Origin of the sequence: Acidovorax sp. Leaf78 (genome assembly GCF_001422735.1) — a bacterium.
Classification (GTDB): domain Bacteria; phylum Pseudomonadota; class Gammaproteobacteria; order Burkholderiales; family Burkholderiaceae_C; genus Acidovorax.
The window spans coordinates 457,391-475,222 of record NZ_LMLZ01000001.1; the positions used below are offsets into that span (position 1 = coordinate 457,391).

The window sequence follows — 17,832 nt, forward strand, 5'->3', positions numbered from 1 at the left end:
TTTTTTGTTTTGGCACCCGCCTGAAGGCCTGCAGAAGGTGAGGGCGGCTCGACAATAATGGCTTCGGAGGAATCTGTTGTGTCGTCTTCTTTATCTTCAGTCGCGGACTTTGAGCACATGTTCGACCTTGCGCCGGTCTCGCTCTGGGTCGAGGACTACAGCGCCGTGAAGCAGCTTTTTGACAGCTGGCGCGCTGAAGGCGTCACCGACCTGCGCGCTCACCTGGCGCAAGATCCCGCCCGTGTGCGGCAATGCAGCGCTGCCTTCAAGGTGCTGCAGGTCAACCGGCGCACCCTGGAGCTGTTTGCTGCCGACAGCCAGGACGCCCTGTTGGCAAACCTCGACAAGGTCTTTAGGGACGACATGCACGACGCGTTGACGCACGAGCTGGCGGCTCTGTGGGCGGGAGAGCAGGAGTTTTCGAACCAGAGCGTCAACTACGCGCTCGACGGCCGGCGCCTGGATGTGCAGATTCGCGGGCGCATCCTGCCCGGCTACGAAGACAGCTGGGCGCGCGTGCTGCTGTCGCTCGAAGACATCACGGCCCAGGTGCGCGGCGCCAGCCGGTTGCGGCGCAGCGAGCAATACGCCAGGGACCTGTTCGAGCATTCGCCCGTGTCGCTGTGGGTGGAGGATTTCAGCGCCGTCAAAAGCCTGCTCGATGGCGTGCGGGCCCAGGGCATCGACGACTTCAAGACCTTCATCACCGTGCACCCCGAGTTCGTGTCGCGCTGCATGCAGGAGATTCGTGTCATCGACGTGAACCAGCAAACCCTGCGCATGTTCGGCGCCAGCAGCAAGGACATGCTGCTCAACAACATCGGCCGAGTGTTTCGCGGAGAGATGCACGAATCCTTCGCCGAACAGCTGATCGACCTGTGGGAGGGCAAGACCTTCCAGCAGCGCGAGGTGGTCAACTACGCGCTCTCGGGCGACGCCGTGCACATCCACATGCAGTTCTCGGTGCTGGCCGACCACCTGGCCGACTGGGGGCTGGTGCTGCTGTCGCTGGTGGACATCACCGCCCGCAAGAAGGCCGAGGCATACCTCGAATACCTGGGCAAGCACGATGTGCTCACCCAGCTGCGCAACCGCGCGTTCTACGCCGAGGAGCTCAACCGCATCACCCGCAAGGGGCCGTGGCCGCTGTCGATCATCGCCATCGACCTCAATGGCCTGAAGGTGGTGAACGATGAGCAAGGCCACGCAGCGGGCGACTCCATGCTGCGGCGGGTGGGCGAGGTGCTGGCGAAAGCGGTCGACCTGCCCGCCTGCGCGGCGCGCATCGGCGGAGATGAATTCACCGTGCTACTGCCGGGCATGGATGAGCGCAGTGCGTTTGCATTGCAGGACCGCATCCTGTCGATGGTGGACCTGAACAATCAGTTCTATCCGGGCCAGCCGCTCAGCCTGGCGATGGGGGTGGCGTCATGCCGCTCGGGCGACGCGGTGGAGGCCACCATCCACCGTGCGGACCAAGCCATGTACGCCGAGAAGCTGCGCTACTACCAGGACAAGAGTGTGGACCGGCGGCAGTTGGGCAGGGACGGTGCTGGCTGACCCCTGCGGGGAAGCAGCGCTGCTGCTGTGGGCTTGCGCGCTGCTGAGCTCATGCCCAGCCGCAGCAGGCCGTCATCCGGCCGCCGGCGCGCGGCCGATCTCGGGCCAGCGGTGGTGCAGCACCATCCACGCGACCAAGCCCACGCACATCATCAACAGCGATGACAGCGCCAGCAGCACGGTGGAGTGCATCACCAACGGCACGATGACACCCGCGACCAGTCCATTGGCAGTGGAGCCCACGAAAGCCTGCATCGACGACGCCATGCCGCGCCGCTCCGGGTACAGGTCGAGCACCAGCAGTGTCACCACCGGCACCATCAGCGCCCAGCCAAAAGAAAAAACGGCGATGGGCGCCAGCGCCCACGCCACATGCACCGGAAACAGCAGGTTGGCGGCAAGATTCAGCACCGCCACGGTGAACATGATCACGAACCCATGCCGGATCTGCCGCTTGGGCGCGATCTTGCCCGCCAAACGCCCGCTGAGCCAGGCGCCGCCCATGATCCCCGAGATGGTGAGGATAAAGAACCAAAAGAACTGCGTGGGCGCCAGTGCCAGATGCTCGCCCAGGAACGCCGGAGCCGCCAGCACGTACAGGAACATGCCATTGAACGGCACGCCGCTGGCCAGCGCCAGCAGCACAAAGCGCGGGCTCGAGCCCAGTTGCCAGTAGCCGCGCATCAGGTGCGGTACGTTGAAGGGCTGGCGCAGGTCGGCGTGCAGGGTTTCGGGCAGCAGCTTGAAGTTGGCGACCCACAGCACCACGCCCACCAGGGTCAGAAACCAGAAGATGCTGTGCCAGCCCGTGTGCACGAACAGCCAGCCGCCCACGATGGGCGCAATCGCCGGGGCCACCCCGAAATAGATCGTGACCTGGCTCATCACCTGTTGGGCTCGCGCGGGCGGGAACATGTCGCGGATCACCGCCCGCGACACCACGATGCCCGCGCCCGTGGACAGGCCCTGCAGCGCCCGGAAGGCGATGAGTTGCCCGATGCTCTGCGACAGCGCGCAACCCGCCGAAGCGATGGTGAACATCGCAATGCCGCACAGCACCACCGGCCGCCGTCCAAAGCTGTCCGCCAGCGCGCCGTGGAACAGGTTCATGAACGCAAAGCCGAAGAGGTACGCCGACAGGGTCTGCTGCATTTCCACCGGCGTGGCGCCCAGTGCCGTCGCGATGCCGGTGAAGGCGGGGATGTACGTGTCGATGGAGAACGGACCCAGCATGCCCAGGACGGCGAGCAGGGCGGCCAGGGCCCATTGCGGGGCGCGCCAGAGCGATTGGGCGTTGGGATTCATGGGGCAGGGCGGGTGGGTGGCGTCACGGGCAATGCATGCCTTGTGGGCACTGTGTGTGGATGCGCGTGCGGGGAGTACGATCTTAAGGCGTCAGAGCGGCGACGAGGAGGCCGACGCCCTGGGCGCGACGCAGCAGCAAGGCCTCACGCAACAGTTCACGTTCACGAAGCTTTGCGCTTTTGGGGCGTGAGCTGCCCCGAAGCAGAAAACCTGTACCAGCCGTCCATCCAGCCTTGCCCAAATAGCGAGAGTGTTTGCTCGTAGTAGGCCGTGGGCCGGATGGGCGTGGCAGCCAGCCGACTGCGCTGCGCCTTCAGTGCACTGTCATCCCCTTGCGCTTGCAAGAACGGCAGCAGGGCCGCAGAGAACCCGGCCGGGCCGGGGCCGGAGCCTTGTCCTGTGAGCACATCAACAGCCTCCGGCGGGTGGCCTTGTTCGCGCACATACCGCGCCATGGGGGCCAGCGCTGCGAGCACCGCTTTGCGGCCTGCAGCACCGGGTGCCAGCATGCCCGCCCACAGGTAGACGCGGATGGCGTTGTAGCCACCCTGGCCCTTTTCCTTGCCCTTCTCGTCGACGAGGAAGCCTTGTTGCGCGTCATACAGCGTCCAGTCGGGGGTGTAGCCCTTGGGGGACGACCCCACGATGATCTTCTCGGAGCTTTGCGCCAGTTGCTTCCACGCGGGCTGTTGTGGGTACAGCGTGGCCAGCCGCTGCATCACCTGCAGCGGCATGTAGCTGGGGTTGAGCTTCCAGCGGCCCTCGCCCTCGGTAAAGCCGCGCGGCGCGGGCAACAGGCTCAAGCCCAGCGCGGGGATGTCCGCCGTTTCTTCGGCCACGATGCGCTGCGCCAGGCGCGCGCCCAGTGCGTGGTAGCGCGGCTCTTTCCACAGCCGCGCAGCCTCGCCCAGCACGTACGCAATCCAGATATCGGCGTCCGACGCCGCATTGCTGTCGATCACGCCCCAGCTCCCGTCCGGGCGCTTGCCCCACAGCCACGCGGACAGGCGGGCGCCCAGGTCGCCACCGCACAGGTTGTTCTCGGTCCACCGCAGCAGCGTATCGAAGCCCTTGCGGTCATTGGCCACCAGTGCAAAGAACAGCCCATAGGACTGCCCCTCCGAATAAGTGCGCCCACCTTCTCCGTCGTCAGAAATCACGCGCCCTTCGCCGCTCACGAACTGCGCCTTGAACGTGTCCCAGTCCGGCCAATGCCCACCTTTGGGCAGCGACGGGACCGGCGCAGCGTTGGGGGCAGGCTGCGCGCGTGCAGCCGACCAAAGCGCCGGCGTCAACGCACTGGCCCCGATGAGCAAGGCTTTGCGTCGGTGCAGCGGTGATGGCATGGCGGGATCTCCTGGGTGGTGTGTACAAAAAGTAGGGCGGGGCTGTGCAAGTGCTGCCTTGTGCATCAAGGACCCGGCAGGGATCGGATGACATTCGCTACTCAGGCAGGCAATGTTTTGCCCGGCGCGTGCGGAGACTGTAGACAGCAGGCAATGGTAGTCCACCAAAAATGGTAGATCACGAACGACACGTGAATGTTGACGGGTTGGAACGTGATTGACCGCAACCTTCTTGCCGTTCATGCACAGCGATTGCTGCATGAGTGCTGGGTGAATATGACAGTTGACTTCCGGGTGGAGAGGCATGAAGGCGGTCGCTGGATGGCGTTACGGCTGGATATATCGACTTTTCGCATCAAATATCTCAGCCGCAAGAATAATCGAGTTTCTCTTGTACTTTGAGTTAATAATTATTTCTGTGACCGTTTTGCCCGAAGTATATCAGCTTGTTGATAAACAAAATCTTTATTTTTCAAGGTGCCTATGATTTCTTTGAGAGATATTTTCCCCAATGGCGTTTCGATTCTCAATGGTGCACGAATAGCAAAGCTCAGGTGACGAGTCACTGCTCTAGCGGTGCTCATGGCCATGCAAGGCTCCAATAAATTTGACTCAGAATTTCATCTTCGCTTTTTCGGCACACAACAAGACAAGACTTGATCATTTCTTATCGCGCAAATTGAGTGTCTATAAGTGTTTACCCTTGTTTGTTAGATTTTTGTCTAGTACATTGTGATTAGTTTAATGTGTGTGCATATTAAAGATGCGTAGTGCCCCAATGGTTGGCGCAAGTCTGACTAACTCTTGCTGCGAGGCAAATTCATGTAGCTGGATGGATTTCAAAGTAATTCAAATTGTTGCAGAGAAAATGGTTCAACTTGGTATGTGTTGCAAATGCTGCAAAATTTTTGGTGTATTCGGCTTTATTGGCGGTCTACTGCGCAATTTCATGGTGCAAAAAATTCCATAGAATATTTTCTACTGCGAGTGTCCGGCTAGCTCGTCAGCGCATCAATCCAGCCGTGATAGCCAACCGAAAGGATCGAAATGCCTATCAAGATGACAATGAAGAAAATTGCAGTGGGGCTTTCAATGAGTGCCATTGCAACTTTAGCGGTTCTGCCTACGCCTAGTATCGCCGTCACTCCAGATCCACATTATTCTATCAGTGGCTTCTGGACTTTTCCAAGAGCCTTTACCGAATTGTTCGACTGGCGTTCTTTTGCGGGTTGGGGATCTGTCGGTGCAATCAATACCGTGGCGCTTGCACTGACTGGCGCCAGTGAAGGCGATGTGACTACTGCAGCCTTTACCACACTTTGCGGGTCAGGCACTGCCGCAGTTTTAGCCAACTGGAAGCCAGTTAGTGATCCGTCTGCCTCATCTCATATTAAAGCAATTATTAAGGCGGCTGGGGTTACTTCTGTTGCCTCAGCTTGCAATTGGGTTGCTCCCAGTATCTTTGGGCGTATGGATTTAGAGATTCGTAAGGCTCAGAACTATATAAATTATTCGATGAATGCCACTGATTTGGATGATCTCAAAACTGCTGCGTCGAGGATTACTGCATCGACTGAGTCGGCGAGAGTTACGTTCCGCAATATAGCTTTTCATCAATCGGAGTTGGATAAGGCCAAAAGAGAATATCATGCCCTTTACTGCGATGAGGGCGGTTCTGGTGGAATTGGTCTCATTGCGGCACGATGCATGCATCTATCAATTGAAATGGCGAAAAGTGCAACCAAAATTTCCGAAGCCGCAAAAGATGCCTTGTATTTTGGTGATACCAATTACTTTCTCATACAGCAAATTGGCCGACTCATTAAAACCTAAATAACAACAGCAATGCGCGTCATGACTCCAATATACCGTAAAGCGATTGCCGCCTTTCTTTTTGGTGCGGTTTTAATCAGTACTCTATTAATACTCACCAGAGAAGAGCCTGAAATTCACAAAAATTCTGGTGAGAGTCGGGCTGGTGTCATGGCGCGTGCGCCTTCCGTTGAGCGTGAAGTCAACAACGCCGCGTGGAGTTATGCGGCTATGCCGAGTGGTGCGTATTCGAAAATGGATCCTGCTGAATTTGCAAAAATACCCCTGCCTAGAAGCGGGCATCCTTCATTTGATCGGGCAAATTTTTTAATTTTTTGTCAGGATTATATTAATTCTGTCGACGCTTTACAAAACCCAATTGCAGAGCTCACAGCTCAAATGCCAAATAACCCGAGTGTTGAGTCATTCATCTTTATGCGTGAAGTGCAAAGAATTCGTTGCAAAGACACAAAGAAAGATGAGTACGAGAAAATTGAAGCATTGATGAATGAGGCCGCCGAGGCAGGTGATCCCGGAGCTCGTACCTATCTAGGGTCCAAGATTCTTTTGGCAGATTTGAAAACCTCCGAATCGTCGACTGGCACAATTGAAAAGCGTCCTACCCCGGCCGAAGTAAAGACTGCGGCAGAACAAATGCTTGAGTTGGCAATGACTGGAAACCGATTGGCCGTTAGCCAAGCATATATCGTGACCAGTACAGATCGCTACGGGTTGAATGATCCAATCGCAGCGGCAGCATGGAAAATGGTAATGTTTCAACGTCCAGATGCATCTTCATTTGACATGGATATCCCTGACGTACAACTACCAGAAACGATGAGTGAGTCCGATAAATCAAAGGCAGTTGCCAGGGCAAGGGAGTATTTCAATTTGTGTTGCAGACGCTTGGATACCTTGTCTGGTCAGGTCCAGTCGTCCAAGTGATTGTTGAATGGGACCTCTGAATATGGCGTAGTCACTCGCAGATCCCGAAAGCCACCTCATTGGTGGCTTTTTTTACGAACATGTGTTGGTGTATCCAGCCATCTTGCTACCCCAAATAACCGCACTCATGAGCTCTGGCACTGCCTTGCCGGCGGGCGACATGATGGGTTGTGCCGGATTTTGATGTCGTGACACGTAGTACCACTTCGCGATGAAGAGCGATCTATGGCGCGAGCAGGGGTAAGCAGGCGCACTTTCACCACTGGCCCCAATCGCGGCTTCGTACGTTCCGGCTTGGCAGCGAACACCGTGCATTGAGTGTCTGTTGGCTTGCTCCTGAAGCGATCGAAATGGCGGTAGCTTGGCTGTCAGCGACCGGCCTTCTCACGCCATTCAAAATTATTGCTTTTAGCGTCAACTGGGCTGAAGCAAAGGTATACATTGCACTTTGGAATGGGGTTGATCCCGATAACCAGAGCATGATAATTTTTTCGAACTAATGTCGATCCTTTAAACCACGAGGTAAATTTTGAGAGATCACTTGATGCTTTTGATTTTCGTCTTGTCGGTATCAGCTCTCACTGGATGTGCCCCACGTGGGGATGCGAGAGCGTCGCGGCCGGCTGTTCAGCGGGACATTGAAAGCTATGCAATAGCTAGCTGCCTAGCTCAACAAACGAACGAGTATGTCAAAGATCAAGGTGATGCTTGGGCGTCCGTCATCGTTCAGCGTATGAAAGGCGATTTTGATGCCCTAGCGGAGATTTCAGAGCAAGTAAAGCGTGAGAGTGCTCAAGACAAGATCCCGATGACGCGTGACGAGTCGAATCCTATGAGGTCCAAAGCGTTGCCAGTAATGCACTGCGGAGAGCTTATTGACAGGCCTGCGGTGCGAGCTGCGATCCAGAAGGCCGTTGTAGCTCTCCGGCCATCGTACGCGCAAGAGTGAGGCGGCGGACGGCAGGGGCCGTTGGCCTCTGCGCGAGCCCTCGTCGACTCGCCAGCACTAATGGATGGATATGAGACGGCCACATAAACATCACATATCCGCGCCAAAGAAAAAAGCCGCTGCTACCATTTTGATAGCTGCGGCTTTTCTGGCCATGCGGCCTAAGTTTGGTGGGTCCTGAGTGACTCGAACACTCGACCTACGGATTAAGAGTCCGCTGCTCTACCAACTGAGCTAAGAACCCAAACTTTTCGTAAATCTGTCTGCATTGCTGCAGAGCCTCGAATTATGCACTAGTTTTTCAGCACTTTGCAAGTGGTGCCAAAAATTATTGCTGCGCGTTGCGGCTGGCCAGCTCGATGAACAGGCCGCTGTGGTCCAGTTCGCCCAGGCCGTGTTCCACGCCTTCGGCGTACAGGTTTTCGAAGAGTGCGGTGATGGGGGCGTCGAAGCCGATCTCGCCGGCGGTGGCCAGGGCGTTGCGCATGTCCTTGAGCTGCACCGCCATGCGGCCGCGGGGGGCGAAATCGCGCTCGACCATGCGCTGGCCGTGCAGCTGCAGGATGCGGCTGTCGGCAAAGCCGCCGCTGATGGCTTCGCGCACCTTGGCCATGTCGGCGCCGCCCTTGGCGGCGAACAGCAGCGCTTCGGCCACGGCGCCGATGGTGATGCCCACGATCATCTGGTTGGCCAGCTTGGTCAATTGGCCCGCACCGTGTGGGCCGACGTGGGTGGCACGGCCAAGCGCCTCGAACACGGGTTGGCCGCGGGCGAAGTCTTCGGGCCGCCCGCCGACCAGGATGGCCAGGGTGCCGTTTTCGGCACCCACGGTGCCGCCGGAGACGGGGGCGTCCAGGTGCGTGAGGCCCATCTCGCCCAGGCGGGCGGCGTGGTCGCGGGCTTCGCGGGGCTGGATGGACGCCATGTCGATGAAGAGCGCGCCTTTGCGCATGGCGCTGGCAGCGCCGGTGTCGAAAAGCACCTGCCCGACCACGGGGCCATTTTCCAGCAGGCTGACCACGATGTCGGCATGCTGGACGGCGCTGGCAGGGGTGTCATGCACGGTGATGCCGAACGCGGCCAGGGGCTCGGCCTTGGCGCGGGTGCGGTTCCAGGCGTGGACCTGGTGGCCCGCTTCGCGCAGGCGGCGCGCCATGGGGCGGCCCATCATGCCAATGCCGAGGACGGCGATGCGAAGCCGTGGAAGCTGTGGAAGTGGCGGGGTGGTGGTCATGGCGCTGTCCATCCTCTGATCATTCTCTGATGTTGTCTCTCTGGACATCATGGTCCTTTTTGGTGCGCGTCCCTGTCACGGAGCTTGCAGCCCGGCCCGATTGCCCAGATGATTCCGCAGCACAAAAAAGGAGACACATCCATGAGCCTGCCCCTGAACGACCCCGCCTGGCTGGAGCGCATGTACAACAACCGCGCGCTGGTGCCCGACCACATGGATTACCTGCAGCGCTGGGCGAAGACGTCCGCCGACGTGCGTGCCAGCCAGCCCTGTGTGCTGGATGTGGCGTACGGCACCGGAGTGCGCGAGACGCTGGACATCTTCCCCGCGGCGCGCACCGCGCCGGGCGGTGTGCCGGTGCTGGTGTTCATCCATGGGGGGTACTGGCGCGCGCTCGACAAGTCCGATCATTCCTTCATCGCGCCGCCGTTCACGCAGGCGGGTTTTTGTGTGGTGGTGGTGAACTACGCACTGTGCCCCGGCACGCCCGAGGCGCCGGTGACCATCCCGCACATCGTGCGGCAGATGGAAAAGGCGGTGGCGTGGGTGGCGCGCAGCATCACGGGCCATGGGGGCGACCCGCGGCGCATCACGGTGGCCGGGCACTCGGCGGGCGGGCACCTGGCTGCCATGATGCTGACCAGCGTGTGGTCGCTGATCGGCAACGGCCTGCCCGACGGGCTGGTGCGCAGTGCGCTGTCGATCTCGGGCGTGCATGACCTGGAGCCGCTCAAGCACACACCGTTCCTGCAGGACGCCTTACACCTGACCGATCAGCACGTGCTGCAGGACAGCCCCTCGCGCCTGCTGGCGCCGGAGCACGGCATTCTGTACTGCGTGGCCGGCGGCGACGAGAGCGAAGAGTTTCGCCGCCAGAACGGCCTGGTGCTGCAGTCCTGGGGCGAGCATTCGGTGCCCCGCTGCCAGATATTGCCGGGGCTGCACCACTTCAGCATCCTCGACACGCTGGCCCAGCCGGGCAAGGACCTGCACCACATGGCGCAGAACCTGTTGCGGATGTAGGGCCGGCGGTCCGCGGCCTGGCGGCTACATCAGCAGGTGCTCGCCCGCGTTGTCGCCGCCCAGGATCACGTAGTTGACCTTGCGGATGTCCATCAGCTTCTTGCCGCCGGCGTAGCTGATGGAGCTTTGAACGTCCTGCTCCATCTCGATGAGCGTGTTGGCCAGTTGGCCCTTCACCGGCTCCAGGATGCGCTTGCCTTCGACGTGCTTGTACTCGCCCTTGTTGAAGTCGCTGGCAGAGCCGTAGTACTCCTTGAACAGCGCGCCATCGACCTCGACGGTCTGGCCGGGCGATTCTTCGTGGCCGGCGAACAGCGAGCCGATCATCACCATGCTGGCGCCAAAGCGGATGCTCTTGGCGATGTCGCCATGGCTGCGGATGCCGCCGTCGGCAATGATGGGCTTGGTGGCCACGCGCGCGCACCACTTCAAGGCCGACAGCTGCCAGCCGCCCGTGCCAAAGCCGGTCTTGAGCTTGGTGATGCACACCTTGCCCGGGCCCACGCCCACCTTGGTCGCGTCGGCGCCCCAGTTTTCCAGGTCGATCACGGCCTCGGGCGTGGCCACGTTGCCGGCAATCACGAAAGCCTTGGGCAGGTGCTGCTTGAGGTAGCCGATCATGTTCTTCACGCTGTCGGCGTGGCCGTGCGCGATGTCGATGGTGATGTACTCGGGCGTCAGGCCCAGGGCCACCAGCTGGTCCACGGTGTCGTAGTCGGGCTGCTTCACGCCCAGCGAGATGGAGGCGTAGCAGCCCTGCGCATGCATGTCCTTCACGAACTGGACATTGTCCAGGTCGAAGCGGTGCATCACGTAGAAGTAGCCGTTTTTCGCCATCCAGGTGCAGATCTTTTCGTCCACCACCGTCTTCATGTTGGACGGCACCACCGGCAGCCGGAACGAGCGCCCGCCCAGCTCCACGCTGGCATTGCACTCCGAGCGGCTCTCGACGAGGCACTTGCGGGGCAGCAGCAGAACATTGTCGTAGTCGAAGATTTCCATGAGATTCCAAGCTCCATCAAAGGACGCAGCAAAACGATTTTTGCTGCGGTGGGCGCTTGGCTTGCCCCGGCTTGGTTTGTGGGCGGGGCCGTGGTGGCCGCTCCGAACCCCGCACTGCGCGGGCACAAAAAAACCGGGCGTCAAGAAACTTGGGCCCGGTGATTGATTCTACCCGCCTGTTCAGTGCACGTTATAACGATGCGGGTATGACCGGTATGGCCTTGCTGCTTTCAGGTCGCAGGGTCGGCCCTTTGGGCGGCCACCGCGTTGGGGTCAGCGGCAGGCGGACTGTGCAGCCGCCACCATGCGCCCCTGAGCGTCCTGCACCCAGCCCACCATGCGCAAGCGCTCTGGCTGCGAGCCTTCGGGGATGCGCATGGGGCGAATCTCCTTCCAACCCGAACGCTCCTTTTTTGATAGCTGGTTGCGCCCGTCCCATGTGCCCTGCAGCAGATTGCGCACCACATTGCGCGCTACCGCGGTGCCTTCGGCGCCTGCAGGGATCGACTCCACCATCAGCAGGTTGAACGTCCAGGGGCCCTCGGCTGCACCGCGCTGCGAGCCGCCCCGTGGTGGGGTGAGCGAAATCGCCGCACCGAGATAGTCATTGAACGGCAACCCGTGGGCCACGCGCAGCCGGCCGGGCGCGGGGGCTTCGGTGGTGGCGATGTGCACATCCGATCGCGTCGGCACGCTGCGCCCCAGCGCCTGCAAACGTGCCAGCGCATCGTTGGTGGCCGCTGCCGACAGTGGGGCATCGTCGCCTGCGGCGGTCGGCACGATCCAGTCGATGACCAGTGCAGCGGACTGCGCCGACGGCGCAGGCGTGTTCGGCTCGCCCCAGCAGGCCTCGCAATCGGCGCTGATGAAGCGTTCGAGCACGGCGACAGGCCGGGGTTGACCGTCGCTGGAGCAGGTGGCTTGCGCAGAAGCAAGCAGCGGCAGGCAGGCGCTGATGAGCGTGGCAGCAGCTACGGCAGACCGCATGTCAGGTACCGGTCCGGCATTCGGGGGGGAGCGGCGTACCCGGAATCACAACCTCGGGGCGGCACGGATCGGCCTTGCGCACCTGCCGGATGCCTGCGGTGTAGTCCTCTTGTGCAACCCGAGCAGCGGTGCCGTCGGGCATATAGGCTGTGAATTCGTAGCTCAGGTTTGTGAGGGTTTGAGAATCCACGCTGATGGCGTATTTGCAAGCAGCCTCCTGGGCCCACAGCTGGCTGCTGGACTGGGCAAGGCCCTTGGCCTGGATCTGAGGTGCGTAGTGGCTCTGCAGCACCAACAGGTTGCTGGTCACCCGGTACTGGGCCAGACCTTGCGCGTTGCGCATCGGGGTATCCACCGTCTGCACCGACACAGGTGCCCATGTGCGGGGGCCGACCGCCTGGACCGGCCATGCAAAGGGCTGCACATGCGCAACCATCCAGGCGCACACGGCGGCATCCTGCGAGTACGTCAATGCAGGCATGGGTACAAGCGGCGGCACACCTGCGCCGGGGCCTTCTTGCGCCGTATCTCCGTTGCCACCGCCGCAGCCGGCCAGCACGACCGACAGTGTTGTTGCGCAAGCCAGCACGTGCCGGCGAATGTTGTCCTTCACAGCAGGTTCCTCCCATGGATGCATGTCACTGCATCATAGGACGAAGGCTTTCCTACAATGCCTGGATGTCCCCACAAGATTCGCTAGCTGGCTTCGAGCCCCTTTCTGCGTCCGCTGCGCAGCAGCCCACGTCGCCCCTGCTGCAAAACCTCAACGACGAGCAACTGGCCGCCGTCACGCTGCCGGCAGGCCATGCGCTGATCCTGGCGGGCGCGGGGTCCGGCAAGACGCGGGTGCTCACCACCCGCATTGCCTGGCTGCTGCAAAACGGCTACGCCACGCCCGGCGGCATTCTGGCCGTGACGTTTACCAACAAGGCCGCCAAGGAGATGGTGGCACGGCTGTCAGCCATGCTGCCGGTGAACGTGCGCGGCATGTGGATCGGCACCTTTCACGGCCTGTGCAACCGCCTGCTGCGCGCGCACCACAAGGCTGCGGGGCTGCCGCAGTCGTTCCAGATCCTTGACACGCAAGACCAGCTCTCGGCCATCAAGCGCCTGTGCAAGCAGTACAACGTCGATGAAGAGCGGTTTCCGCCCAAGCAGCTGTCGTACTTCATCGCCAGCTGCAAGGAAGAGGGCATGCGCCCCGGCGACGTGCCCACGCAAGACAGCGACAGCCGCAAGAAGGTCGAGGTCTATCAGCTGTACGAAGAGCAATGCCAGCGCGAAGGCGTGGTCGATTTCGGCGAGCTGATGCTGCGCAGCTACGAACTGCTGCGCGACAACGAACCCATCCGCGAGCACTACCAGCGCCGCTTCGCGCACATCCTGGTCGACGAGTTTCAGGACACCAACAAGCTGCAGTACGCCTGGCTCAAGCAGCTGGCCGGCAATGAGATCAGCGGGCGCTTCGAGGCGCGCGGCAGCGTGATCGCGGTGGGCGACGATGACCAGAGCATCTATGCCTTCCGCGGTGCACGCGTGGGCAACATGGCCGACTTCGTGCGCGAGTTCGACGTGCAGCGGCAGATCAAGCTCGAGCAGAACTACCGCAGCTACAGCAACATCCTCGACTCGGCCAACACGCTCATCAGCCACAACAGCAAGCGCCTGGGCAAGAACCTGCGCACCACGCAGGGCCCTGGCGAGCCGGTGCGGGTGTACGAGGCCAGCACCGACCTGGCGGAGGCGCAGTGGATGGTCGACGAGATCCGGCAGCTCGTGCGCAGCGATGGCTTCGAGCGCAAGGAGATCGCCGTGCTCTACCGCAGCAATGCCCAAAGCCGGGTGATCGAATCGGCGCTGTTCAACGCCAGCGTGCCCTACCGCGTGTACGGCGGCCTGCGCTTCTTCGAGCGCGCCGAAATCAAGCACGCGCTGGCGTACCTGCGCCTATTGGAGAACCCGCAGGACGACACCAGCTTCTTGCGCGTCGTCAACTTTCCGCCGCGCGGCATTGGCGCGCGCAGCATCGAGGTGCTGCAGGACGCAGCCCGCGCCACCGGCTGCTCACTGCACGATGCCGTGAGCGCGGTGCCGGGCAAGGCGGGGGCCAACCTGGGCGCGTTCGTCGCGATGGTGGACGTGCTGCGCGAGCAGACCCAGGGCCTCAACCTGCGCGGCATCATCGAGCAGATGCTCGAATCGTCGGGCCTGCTGGAGCACTACCGCGCAGAAAAAGAAGGCGCCGACCGCATCGAGAACCTGGAAGAACTGGTCAACGCGGCCGAGAGCTTTGTCACGCAAGAGGGCTTTGGCCGTGACGCCGTGGCCCTGCCGCTGGATGAGCACGGCAGCCCCCTCACGCAGAGCGCGGTCAGCCAGGGCCTGGACCCCAACGCCCCCGTGCTGGACGAGGCGCTGCAGCAGCCCACGCCCGGCATCGTCGACGCCGACACGGGCGAGACGCTGTCACCACTGGCCGCATTCCTCACGCACGCGGCGCTCGAAGCGGGTGACAACCAGGCCCAGGCCGGGCAGGACGCGGTGCAACTGATGACGGTGCACGCCAGCAAGGGCCTGGAGTTCGACGGCGTGTTCATCGGCGGCATGGAAGAGGGCCTGTTCCCGCACGAAAACTCCGCCAACGAGCGCGATGGCCTCGAAGAAGAGCGCCGCCTGATGTACGTGGCCATCACCCGCGCACGCAAGCGCCTGTACCTCAGCCATTCGCAGACCCGCATGTTGCATGGGCAGACGCGCTACAACATCAAGAGCCGCTTCTTCGAAGAGCTGCCCGAAGCCGCGCTCAAGTGGATCACGCCCAAGCAACAGGGCTTTGGTACGTATGCTCCTAATTCAGGAGCTGGTAGCGCTTATGGGTCCAGCGGTAGAGGCCCTTTTGGCTTCAAATCCGAGACCTTTGCCAGCCCCCCGGTGCCGGTGCAGAAGGCGGCGCCCTCGCACGGACTGCGGGCGGGTGTTGCGGTCTTCCACACCAAGTTCGGCGAAGGCAAGGTGCTGGCGATCGAAGGCACGGGCGACGACGCGCGCGCGCAGGTCAACTTTCCGCGCCACGGCACCAAGTGGCTGGCGCTGTCGGTGGCCAAGCTCACGGTGGTGGACTGAAGCAAGCCCGCCATGCCGATGAGCAGCACGCTGTCGTGGCGCACGCAGTGGGCCGAGTACCGCAGGCCCTGGAAACTGTCCGCCCTGGCCGTGGGCATCGGTTTGCTGCTGCTGGGAGCTGAGCTGACGCCCGCGCCAGACTGGGACGTCCCCATCAGCTTCATCATGGGCCTGCTGGCGTATGCCACCGCTCCCTGGAGCTTGCGCGTGCTCATGGAGCGGCAGTGGCGCGTTCTGCCCCTGGCGGTGTTCATGACATGGTTCACCGTCGACGGGTGCTACGCGATCTACTGGTATGTGAAGGACCCGGCCGTGCTGGAGCTGATGCGGGACGTGAACTTTCTCGCCTCACTGACGCTGTACGGCATGTGCGGCTTGGTGTGGCTGTACCAGGGGTCGCTGCGGCAGGGCTGGCAGGCCCTCTGTCAGCCCCGCTTGTCGCGCCGGTGAGCGCCATGCCGCACCACCGTTGAAAGGCATGTGTTGAGCGTTGCGGCTGCACCTGGTCCTATTTGGCTGTGGGTCCCGCCATCGTGATCTTCATGGCCTGCACAAGCCGTGGGAGTGTTTCGTGCTTCGCAATGCTGTAACGCACTGTGAGGCTCTTCATTGAGTTTTCATAACTCGGTGAAACGGTGGATTGCCCTGCACTATTGCGCCAGGCCTGCCTGCTCAGCGTCATTGCCCAGCTTCTTTGCCATTCCAACGGTCGTGCTGCAGCGCTGCAAAGCAGCCTACAACTCCTTACCCCTGCGCGGCCAGGGTCTCCAAGAATGGGTCAACGCATGGCGCCCATCCTCTGTTCCCTGGCGTCCACTGCGATCCATTCTGGGAGGACAACCATGGCATCACCCCCGTCGCTATATGCATCCGAATTTCGTTTCCAACCTGTGAGCCGGGCTGCCGCTGTCGTGCTGCTCGCCAGCTGGCTGGCCGCCTGCGGGGATCGCGCCAACGAGACAGCGGCAGCACCGTCGACAGGGGCGGCAGCGGCGGCATCACCGGCATCTCCCGCAGTGCCTGCAGTGGCTGCCACGCCGGTGTCGCCGGCCCATCCGACTGCTGCTCCTGCTGTCGCCGCTGTGCAGGCCGCACCCGTCAAGTTGCCACTGGCCGTACAGGGGGTCGCACCTGCGGGGCTGACCGTGCGCATCAAAGGTGCCGAAGTGGGTGGCGATGCCACCGTGCTGGACGTGAGCATCTCGTTCGCCAACCGCATCACCAACTCGACGATGCTGGCGCTGGCCGACACCTACCTGCAGGACGAAAGCGGCGCCAAGCTGCACATCCAGCGCCCCGAAGGCAACCGGGACATCACCATCCGCGAAGGACAAACGCTGGAGGGGCAGCTCGTCTTTATGGGCAGCGTGGCGACCAGCGCGCGGCAGCTCAAGCTGGTCTTCAACGACGGCAACCAGGGCGACAACATCGTGGCACCTGGCCTGGCCATCGACGTGCCACTGCCCGCCGCCAAGGGCTGACCGCGTGGGGTGTGTGCGATCCAATGCAGTCTCGCAAGGCCTGGTGCTTGCGTCGGTGGCAGTGGGGCTTGTGGCAACGCTGCTGATGACCCCGTCGGTGGGTTGGGCACAGCAGGTGCGAGGCGCTGATGTGCGCAGCGGCCGGTCGCTGAAAGACTTGCCCACGCAATTGCGGCCGGCTGCCGCAGCACCCGCCACACGGCTCAGCCCGGTAGATGGGCAGGGAGCGCTCGGCGCCTCATCGCGGCAGACCTTACTCCAGGCCGCAGCGCCCGCCACCTCGCTGGCGGCTGCAGCACAGCCGCAGACGACGCTGCTGCGGCAGGCAGAGGTGCCGCCGCAGCGGCTGGCCATCACCCGCAGCTTGCTCGCAGAGCTCCATGCGCGGCCTACCGCGCAGCAAGCGATCTCCATCGACCTGCCTGCCGACGTGCTGTTCGATTTTGACAAGGCCACCCTGCGGCCTGATGCGCTGCCCACGCTGCAGAAGGCGGCAGAGCTGATCCAGAGCTATCCGAGCGCGCCGTTGCGCGTCGTGGGCCACACCGACAGCAAAGGCTCCGATGACTACAACGACACGCTGTCGCAGCGCCGCTCTCAGGCAGTGGCGCATGCACTGCAAGAGCGCACGGGCCGCAGTGCCGCAGCCCAGGGGCGCGGCAAGCGCGAACCTGTGGCTGCCAACACCACGCCGGACGGCCAGGACGACCCCGCGGGCCGCCAGCGCAACCGGCGCGTGCAGATATTGATCGAGCCACCGGCGGGTGGCGTCCCCTCATGAAGGAGAGCTTATGGCGTTGATCACATGCCCCGACTGCAACCGACAGGTGTCCTCACTGGCCGTGGCCTGTCCGGGGTGCGGCTACCCCATCGCTTCGGCCCATGGCGAGTTGGGCCCGGGCGGCCAGAAGCCGCTCAGCGCCCTGCAGTCGCCCCAGGTGTGGGGCCGTGTGACCGGCGTGGTGGGCGCCTGGCTGGTCGCACCGTGGATCGCCCGCATGCTGGCCGTGGTGGGCGCCTGCGTGATGGGGTACTTTCTGTTTCGGGGCGGCCGGCAGTGAGCGG

16 protein-coding genes and 1 tRNA gene are annotated in these 17,832 nt (G+C 62.0%); 9 read left to right on the forward strand and 8 right to left on the reverse strand.

Annotation, left to right across the window (positions count from 1 at the left end):
• The first annotated feature begins 78 nt into the window (after positions 1-78).
• Positions 79-1,560, forward strand: a complete 1,482-nt coding sequence (locus ASF16_RS02055) for a diguanylate cyclase domain-containing protein (RefSeq protein ID WP_082516686.1) — start codon at positions 79-81, stop codon at positions 1,558-1,560.
• Between the two features lie 72 nt (positions 1,561-1,632).
• Here ASF16_RS02055 and ASF16_RS02060 read toward each other — a convergent pair whose 3' ends face one another.
• The 3 genes from ASF16_RS02060 to ASF16_RS25805 form a co-directional block, all read right to left on the reverse strand.
• Positions 1,633-2,865 carry a multidrug effflux MFS transporter gene (locus tag ASF16_RS02060; RefSeq protein ID WP_056161921.1) on the reverse strand — a complete coding sequence of 411 codons (1,233 nt, stop codon included), beginning with the start codon at positions 2,863-2,865 and terminating at the stop codon, positions 1,633-1,635.
• Positions 2,866-3,026: 161 nt separating this feature from the next.
• A complete protein-coding gene (gene bcsZ, locus ASF16_RS02070; RefSeq protein ID WP_056161926.1) occupies positions 3,027-4,211 on the reverse strand; it encodes a cellulose synthase complex periplasmic endoglucanase BcsZ in 1,185 nt (394 codons plus the stop codon).
• A 410-nt stretch (positions 4,212-4,621) separates the two neighbouring features.
• Positions 4,622-4,801 (reverse strand): hypothetical protein, encoded by a 180-nt coding sequence (locus ASF16_RS25805; protein WP_156371841.1) that lies wholly within the window; start codon positions 4,799-4,801, stop codon positions 4,622-4,624.
• 457 nt (positions 4,802-5,258) lie between these two features.
• On the opposite strand from ASF16_RS25805, the gene ASF16_RS25810 reads away from it, so the two are divergent.
• Together ASF16_RS25810 and ASF16_RS25815 are read left to right on the forward strand one after the other, a co-directional pair.
• Entirely contained in the window at positions 5,259-6,044 is a 786-nt protein-coding gene (locus ASF16_RS25810; protein ID WP_156371843.1) for a hypothetical protein, read from the forward strand.
• Between the two features lie 21 nt (positions 6,045-6,065).
• Positions 6,066-6,968, forward strand: coding sequence for a hypothetical protein (locus tag ASF16_RS25815; RefSeq protein ID WP_156371845.1), 903 nt, complete (start codon positions 6,066-6,068; stop codon positions 6,966-6,968).
• Between the two features lie 1,117 nt (positions 6,969-8,085).
• Here the strand turns inward: ASF16_RS25815 and ASF16_RS02075 are convergent.
• Positions 8,086-8,161: transfer RNA gene (locus tag ASF16_RS02075), tRNA-Lys, on the reverse strand.
• An 84-nt stretch (positions 8,162-8,245) separates the two neighbouring features.
• Positions 8,246-9,163 (reverse strand): NAD(P)-dependent oxidoreductase, encoded by a 918-nt coding sequence (locus tag ASF16_RS02080; RefSeq protein ID WP_369817098.1) that lies wholly within the window; start codon positions 9,161-9,163, stop codon positions 8,246-8,248.
• Between the two features lie 129 nt (positions 9,164-9,292).
• Here ASF16_RS02080 and ASF16_RS02085 point away from each other — a divergent pair, with 129 nt between their 5' ends.
• Entirely contained in the window at positions 9,293-10,174 is an 882-nt protein-coding gene (locus ASF16_RS02085; RefSeq protein ID WP_056162586.1) for an alpha/beta hydrolase, read from the forward strand.
• 24 nt (positions 10,175-10,198) lie between these two features.
• Here the strand turns inward: ASF16_RS02085 and ASF16_RS02090 are convergent, their stop codons facing one another.
• The 3 genes from ASF16_RS02090 to ASF16_RS02100 all read right to left on the reverse strand — a co-directional run bounded on the left by ASF16_RS02090 (position 10,199) and on the right by ASF16_RS02100 (position 12,776).
• Positions 10,199-11,176, reverse strand: coding sequence for a GMP reductase (locus tag ASF16_RS02090; RefSeq protein WP_056161928.1), 978 nt, complete (start codon positions 11,174-11,176; stop codon positions 10,199-10,201).
• A 273-nt stretch (positions 11,177-11,449) separates the two neighbouring features.
• Positions 11,450-12,163, reverse strand: a complete 714-nt coding sequence (locus ASF16_RS02095) for a hypothetical protein (protein WP_056161930.1) — start codon at positions 12,161-12,163, stop codon at positions 11,450-11,452.
• Position 12,164: 1 nt separating this feature from the next.
• Positions 12,165-12,776, reverse strand: a complete 612-nt coding sequence (locus tag ASF16_RS02100) for a hypothetical protein (RefSeq protein ID WP_056161931.1) — start codon at positions 12,774-12,776, stop codon at positions 12,165-12,167.
• A 65-nt stretch (positions 12,777-12,841) separates the two neighbouring features.
• Here ASF16_RS02100 and ASF16_RS02105 point away from each other — a divergent pair, with 65 nt between their 5' ends.
• The 5 genes from ASF16_RS02105 (at position 12,842) to ASF16_RS02125 (ending at position 17,828) form a co-directional block, all read left to right on the forward strand.
• Complete coding sequence (locus ASF16_RS02105; RefSeq protein WP_056161933.1) at positions 12,842-15,286, forward strand: UvrD-helicase domain-containing protein; 2,445 nt, start codon at positions 12,842-12,844, stop codon at positions 15,284-15,286.
• 12 nt (positions 15,287-15,298) lie between these two features.
• A complete protein-coding gene (locus ASF16_RS02110; RefSeq protein WP_082516688.1) occupies positions 15,299-15,736 on the forward strand; it encodes a hypothetical protein in 438 nt (145 codons plus the stop codon).
• Between the two features lie 392 nt (positions 15,737-16,128).
• Complete coding sequence (locus ASF16_RS02115; protein WP_235507224.1) at positions 16,129-16,767, forward strand: hypothetical protein; 639 nt, start codon at positions 16,129-16,131, stop codon at positions 16,765-16,767.
• Positions 16,768-16,780: 13 nt separating this feature from the next.
• On the forward strand, positions 16,781-17,548 hold the full coding sequence (locus ASF16_RS02120) for an OmpA family protein (RefSeq protein ID WP_235507225.1): 768 nt from the start codon (positions 16,781-16,783) through the stop codon (positions 17,546-17,548).
• A 10-nt stretch (positions 17,549-17,558) separates the two neighbouring features.
• Positions 17,559-17,828: a hypothetical protein gene (locus ASF16_RS02125; RefSeq protein WP_056161941.1), complete on the forward strand. Its 270-nt coding sequence runs from the start codon at positions 17,559-17,561 to the stop codon at positions 17,826-17,828.
• Positions 17,829-17,832: the final 4 nt, after the last annotated feature.